The 6,397-nt window shown below is 46.1% G+C and carries 3 protein-coding genes and 3 rRNA genes; 3 read left to right on the top strand and 3 right to left on the bottom strand.

Features of this window, described 5'->3' with window-relative positions:
* Window positions 1-10 precede the first annotated feature (10 nt).
* The 3 genes from rrf (KW844_RS23415) to rrf (KW844_RS23405) all read left to right on the top strand — a co-directional run bounded on the left by rrf (KW844_RS23415) (window position 11) and on the right by rrf (KW844_RS23405) (window position 741).
* A 5S ribosomal RNA gene (gene rrf / locus KW844_RS23415) occupies window positions 11-122 on the top strand.
* 198 nt (window positions 123-320) lie between these two features.
* Window positions 321-432: ribosomal RNA gene (gene rrf / locus KW844_RS23410) — 5S ribosomal RNA — on the top strand.
* A 197-nt stretch (window positions 433-629) separates the two neighbouring features.
* Window positions 630-741: ribosomal RNA gene (gene rrf, locus KW844_RS23405) — 5S ribosomal RNA — on the top strand.
* A 453-nt stretch (window positions 742-1,194) separates the two neighbouring features.
* Here the strand turns inward: rrf (KW844_RS23405) and KW844_RS23400 are convergent.
* From KW844_RS23400 to KW844_RS23390, 3 genes are all read right to left on the bottom strand, one after another.
* Window positions 1,195-2,001, bottom strand: a complete 807-nt coding sequence (locus KW844_RS23400) for a hypothetical protein (protein WP_218379217.1) — start codon at window positions 1,999-2,001, stop codon at window positions 1,195-1,197.
* A 74-nt stretch (window positions 2,002-2,075) separates the two neighbouring features.
* A complete protein-coding gene (locus tag KW844_RS23395) occupies window positions 2,076-3,098 on the bottom strand; it encodes a LacI family DNA-binding transcriptional regulator (protein ID WP_218379216.1) in 1,023 nt (340 codons plus the stop codon).
* A gap of 107 nt (window positions 3,099-3,205) precedes the next feature.
* The gene (locus KW844_RS23390; protein WP_218379215.1) at window positions 3,206-5,761 is read right to left on the bottom strand and encodes a zinc-dependent metalloprotease; all 2,556 of its coding nucleotides are present in this window, start codon (window positions 5,759-5,761) and stop codon (window positions 3,206-3,208) included.
* Window positions 5,762-6,397 lie beyond the last annotated feature (636 nt).

Below are 6,397 nucleotides of genomic sequence, written 5' to 3'. Positions count from 1 at the left end.
AAAAAGATCTTATGGTGGTTTTGCCAAGGGTGTTCACCTCTTCCCATTCCGAACAGAGAAGTTAAGCCCCTTATGGCCGATGGTACTGCACCACAATGCGGGAGAGTAGGTAGCTGCCATATTTATTCAGAAAGCCTTAGTGATCATTCACTAAGGCTTTTTTAATTTTATTACATTGATCTGTAATGACACATTCGTTGTCATTTGATTAGGTTTTCCGCTTCGCGCGAGTAGTTTGGAGATAGCGTTTTACGCAGTGTGGCCTGGATAGGCAGTTCGAAAAAGATAATGACGTGTATACGTTTACGATATAAAGATCTTATGGTGGTTTTGCCAAGGGTGTTCACCTCTTCCCATTCCGAACAGAGAAGTTAAGCCCCTTATGGCCGATGGTACTGCACCACAATGCGGGAGAGTAGGTAGCTGCCATATTTATTCAGAAAGCCTTAGTGATCATTCACTAAGGCTTTTTTAATTTTTATTCATTGACCAGGAATGGCGTCTTCGCTGTCATTGGTTGGATTCTCCGCTTCGCGCCGATGGTTTGAATATAGCGTTTTGTGGAGTGTGGCCTGGATAGGCAGTTCGAAAAAGATAATAACGTGTATACGTTTACGATATAAAGATCTTATGGTGGTTTTGCCAAGGGTGTTCACCTCTTCCCATTCCGAACAGAGAAGTTAAGCCCCTTATGGCCGATGGTACTGCAATACAATGCGGGAGAGTAGGTAGCTGCCATATTTATTCAGAAAGCCTTAGTGATCATTCACTAAGGCTTTTTTAATTTTTATTCATTGACCAGGAATGACGTCTTCGCTGTCATTGGTTGGATTCTCCGCTTCGCGCCGATGGTTTGAATATAGCGTTTTGTGGAGTGCAGCCAGGAACGGTATCAGAAAAAGATCATAATGTTTAATGCTCCGTGTCATTCAAGCCTGCATTTGGTAGAATGTGGTAATAGACTGGGGGAGATGCTGGAGCCGCCCTGTTACGCGTTTGCCGTAGCGGAGGGGGGCAGACGGGCGATGGACCAACACCGTATTACTTTACCTTATTCGTTGTGAAAATAATTTCTCTCTAAAAAATTATTGGGAGATATATAACTCAGATGGTTAAACGAAGTCACGTAAACGACTATACGCAAAAAAGCAGGCGCTGCAACAACGCCTGTTTTTCTATAGGAAAATTATATGATTAGTGCTTAAAGGAATCGTACCATTTGGCGATATTAATAGAGGCGCCCAGGTTGAGATTCACCGGCTGAAAATAATCGGAGAAATATGTGCCTGGCGACGCATTCAGGCAAGCCGCAGCCGCCACCTGCATCTGGAATTTCACATATTTATACCCCACCCGGAAAGTAATAGCAGGCTCATAAAAAAGACGTGGTCTGTTGCCGATCTGATAGAAGCTGCTGGTATGCGTGCTATCCGCACCACGGGCCAGGTTGCCAGCTGTAAGACCATAAAAATTCACGACTGAAAAGCGGGTACTGAAAATCGCTTCCACCACCGGATGCACAATGCCAAAGCTGGGCTGGATGAAACCCCTGGTAAACCGGGATCGTAACTGATAGTCGGCAGTGTTGGCAGTTCCGTTGCCGTAATCGTAATAAGATTCGTCCAGCGTATGGAAACCTCCGGTCCCAAAACCACCATAAACATCAAATACAGCCCGTTTTTTGTTACCAAATGCTTTAAAGTAGCCCACACCACCTTCAAACGCTCCGCCACGCACATTGCGGTCGAAAACGTCATCATCGTTATCTCCCCTTTCATTACCATAAAAAGCATTACGGTACACATACTGGCCGCTGGCCATAATCGCAATATTATCACTCACAGCGAAAGCTGCCTGGAGGTTATTGGGGCCAACGTTGCCTTTGAATTCATGTTTTTCTTTAAGGGCCGGCGCGTTAACCGCTTGTGGCACATACACTGTGGTATGGCAGGCTGTCAGAAACAACGCAGTACTTACAGCCAGCAATTTAAGGAACCTCATAAAGTTGTAGGATTGATTAAATATAAAACGGTTGATAAATGTAATAGTTACTAGATAAATTGGCTGAAGATCTATTACATACTTGATTCCCGCTGAATCAGTTCAACAGGAAATATGTAGTTTTTCGGCACTTTTATTCCTTCGTCCTGGTTGATCAATTGTATGATGGTGCTGGCAGCTTTCTGTCCCATATTATAGCCCGATTGCTCAATAGTGCTGAGTGAAGGGGAAATGATACGGGATGAAAGATCATTCGAGTAGCCAACCACCTTTATCTGAGCAGGTACATCAATTCCCTGCTTTTTGGCTTCCTGGATGAAAGCGACGGCAGAGGAATCGTTGGCAGTAAAAAGTCCGTCGGGGAGTACCGGCCTGGAGAATATTTCGTGTGCAGCATTGGCTGCGGATTGCATGGTAAGGTCGTGTACGTATACCATGCTTTCGTCGAATGGAATATCGTAGGCGGCCAATGCAGCTTTATATCCGGCAAGCCTTTGCTGATACAGATTACAGGTTAGGATTCCTGAGAAATGAGCGATGCGTTTACATCCCTGGCGGATGAGGTGTTCAGTAGCCAGATAACCGCCCTGGTAGTCGTCTCCGGTGATCGTGTAGCCGTTGAAGTCAGTGGGCACGCGGTCATAGAAAACAATTGGAATATTATTTTTTACAAAAGGATTGAAATGATCCGTGTTGGTAGTGAACATGGAAGATACTGCCAGGAGGCCGTCGACACGCAGGGAATAGAAGGTATGCACGAGTTCTTTTTCCATGGCCACGGTTTCGTCGGACTGGCCGATCATAATAGAGAAGCCATATTTGTGTGCTTCGTGCTGAATACCGCTGATAGCGGTACTCTGGAAGTACATGGAGGTACGTGGTACGATCAGACCGATAATATTGGAGCGCTTTTTACGTAAGCTGGAAGCGATCCAATTGGGCACATAGCCCATTTCGGTAGCCATTTCCTGCACTTTCAGTCTGGTTTCCTCATTGATCAGCGGGTTGTTTTGCAACGCGCGGGAAACGGTAGATGCAGAAAGGCCCAGTTTCTGGGCGATGTCGTATATGGTGACTTTATTGGTGCGATCTTTCACTTTTGAGGCTTGGTAGTTTAAAATTCGCGCTATATTAAGCAATTATCCTTAAATAAAAAGCCTCTCCTTTGTGGGAGAGGCTTTTCGTATAATTAACGGTCAGCTAATTATTTATTATCGATTGTTTTAGAGATAGATGCAATCAGATCCTGGTAGTGACCACGGGTAATGGCATCGCCGGAAGCTGCTGCAGCGCGCAGTTCTGTTCTCAGCGAGCTGAGTGCAGCGCGGGCTACTGAAGTAGCGTCGGACAGGCGTATGTTGCCAGATGGAGCACCAGGTCCCTGAGCAGGAGCCGGTGCGAGGAAAGCGCTCAGTTTTTCTACGTACAGGCGTTGCAGATTTCTTTTGTAGATATCTACGTTCTGGTGAGTGATCAGTTCGGAGAAGATGGTTTTCTTCACATCGCTGATCATTTCAGCGGGCTGATAAGCGTTTGCACCGAGAGAAGCTTCGCCGCCCAGCATGCTGCCAAATACATTTGGCGAGAAGATGCGGGACAGGGCCTGGTTTTGTACGGAAGCGATTACGCTGGCTCCGTCGTCGCCGGTTTTGCTGAAGATTTCCTGGTTAAGCAGCCATTTAGGAGTAGTAAACAGTTGCTGGCTCAGGAAGGAAATAGCTTCTTTCTGAGTGCTTTTGTTTACAAATTCCACCACAGGGCCTGCCTGTTCAACCATTTTAGGAGTGGTATAGATACCGCCTACATTTTTGGCAACGTGGCCCATGTAGCGGCCATATTGACCAACCAGTTCCTTGTAGATGCTTTTCAGATCGCTGTAGTCTTCGTTGGAAGTTCTGGTCCATGCGATCATGTTAGGCATGATACGCTGCAGGTTTTTGATACCGTACATGCTGGCTTTCATGGCGTTGTCGCCCAGATCTTCGTTCTGGCAGCGTGGATCGAAAGGATCGGATTCAGTACCGAACCAGAATTTCTTATCCTTCAGTTTGTCGATGGTGATTTTATTGAGGGCAGCTTTTTCTGCTTCCGGAGAGTTGAATTCAGGACGCAGGCGGTAGCCCCATTCGATAGCCCATTTATCGTAGTAGTTGATGCGTGGGTAGAGGTCAGCACCGGAGATACCGTCACCAGGTTGTGCTACGTAGTTGAAACGTGCATAGTCCATGATAGATGCGGCGTGGCCATTTTGTTTAACCCATTCTTTATCACGCAGTTTTTCAACAGGATAAGTAGAGCTGGAGCCGAAGTTGTGGCGCAGACCGAGGGTGTGGCCTACTTCGTGGGAGGATACGAATCTGATGAGTTCACCCATGAGTTCATCGCTGAACTGCATGCTGCGGGCGCGGTCATCGTTAGGAGAAGCCTGGATGAAGTACCAGTTACGCAGCAGTTGCATGACGTTGTGGTACCAGTTGATGTGGCTTTCCAGGATTTCGCCGGTGCGTGGATCGTGGATATGCGGGCCGCTGGCGTTAGGGATGGTGGATGGTTTGTACACGATTGCGGAGAAGCGTGCATCATCGATGGACCAGGTAGAATCTTCTTCTTTGGTAGGTGCCATTTTAGCGATGATGGCGTTTTTGAAACCTGCGGCTTCAAAGGCTGACTGCCAGTCGTTCACACCCTGGATGAGGTATTTACGCCATTTCTGTGGAGTGGCGGGGTCTATATAAAACACGATTGGTTTCTGTGGTTCCACGAGTTCACCGCGTTTATATTTCTCCATGTCTTCCGGCTTAGGTTCGAGTCTCCAGCGGGTGATCATGGTGAGTCTTTTCACGCCTTGCGGATCTGCGTCGAAGTCGGTGGTACTGGTGGTGAAGTAACCTACGCGTGGGTCGAAGTAGCGGGACTGCATAGGTACTTTAGGCAGCAGTACGAATGAACTGTTGAGTTCAACCGTTGCGTTGCCACCTGGTACGGGGGGCATGCCAGGGTAGGGAGATGCAGGTGCTTTGGCGTATGTTTTCACGGTTCTGATCTCGGTGTTCATCGGGAAAGATTTCACATCTACCACGTATGATTTATCAGGTTGGTAACCTGCGAGTTTCAGGTTGGATTTCATGCCCTGGTCGAAGAACAGGATATCGTTATCACCGTTGATATATTCGGTAAGATCGATGATGGAACCTTTATTATTTTTAGACAGTGCTTTTACGTCGAATGCGGCTACAATTGGTTGGAGGTTGGAGCCCATAACGGAAGAGAACATAGGTTGGGTAGAATCTTTGGAGGTCTCGGAGTAGGAGATATTCTTCAGAAAGATTCTGTTGTTTGGACCTTTTTCGAAACGTACTACGTTTTCGTTGATGAGGTCACCACCGAATCCGGACATACCTGCGCGGAGGCCTGCTGCGGATTTGGAGAGGCGGTTTACGATAAGGATATCGCGACCGATGAGGGAGTCAGCTACTTCGAAGAAGTATCTGTCTTCATGTTTGTAGATGTTGATGAGACCGGAGTCGGCTTTCGCTTGTGGGTTGATGATTTCGGCGAAAGGTTTAGGGCCTTGTTTAGGTCCTGGTTTCATCATTGGTCCGGCTGGTCTGACGGTGGTATCTTTGGCATTAGTGGTTGCGTTGGCGGCAGGGGAGGGAGCGGACTTTTTTTTCTGGGCGATAGCCGGGGAGGCTACGGCGCCTAGGGAGAGTGCTCCAGCCAGTGCCAACACGAGTTTGTGTTGATAAGATTTGTTCATTTATCAGTTGGTTTTTAGAATTGTAATCACAATTTTTGAAAAGTGATGTGCAAGTAAGTATATAAAGTCTTAACTTAATAGGAAATTCCACGAGCGCTAAAAAAGGAGATAAGAATGGGAAAAAATGGGTGTTGGGAGATTTTTAGCGTTAGGACATTAGTTGCGGAGGCAACTTTTTTTATGTAACTATAAATTATTATAGTATATTTTATGCTAATATAGTGATTTCACGTTAGTGGGCAGGTTTGACCGCGGTGGTGTTGCATTTGGGCGGACGCAGCTTATAAATATTAGAAAATTGTCATTGAAATGGAGGTGATTACTGCTCAAAGTGAGTACTGGCGCGGGAAGGAATAAATAATTATTCTTGCAAGAATATTGTTGGAACATTTGAAAATTTTCTTAAATTGTGCGTCCAACTTTGAAAAAAATCAATCCATTTCAAAATTAGGGACAGTGACTGGTCAGGGTACTGGCTTCGTAAAATATTGGTTTATTTGCTGATTATAAGTGTTTGCTCAAATTCAAAAAGGGATAAGATGTGCGCTGGGCGTACATTTTAGTGCAGTTGTTAATTTTTGTGGGATTTTTTGAGCTGCACTTGTTTTTTTGAGCCAACCTTATAACTTTGCGAAT

Source organism: Chitinophaga sp. sic0106 (assembly GCF_019219075.1).
Classification (GTDB): domain Bacteria; phylum Bacteroidota; class Bacteroidia; order Chitinophagales; family Chitinophagaceae; genus Chitinophaga.
Note: the sequence above shows the minus strand (reverse complement) of the source record. Positions and strands in the feature narration are given on the sequence as shown.

Coding starts and splice junctions, on each gene's coding strand:
- KW844_RS23390 (WP_218379215.1), bottom strand. CDS start 5,761: ATGAACAAATCTTATCAACACAAACTCGTGTTGGCACTGGCTGGAGCA.
- KW844_RS23400 (WP_218379217.1), bottom strand. CDS start 2,001: ATGAGGTTCCTTAAATTGCTGGCTGTAAGTACTGCGTTGTTTCTGACA.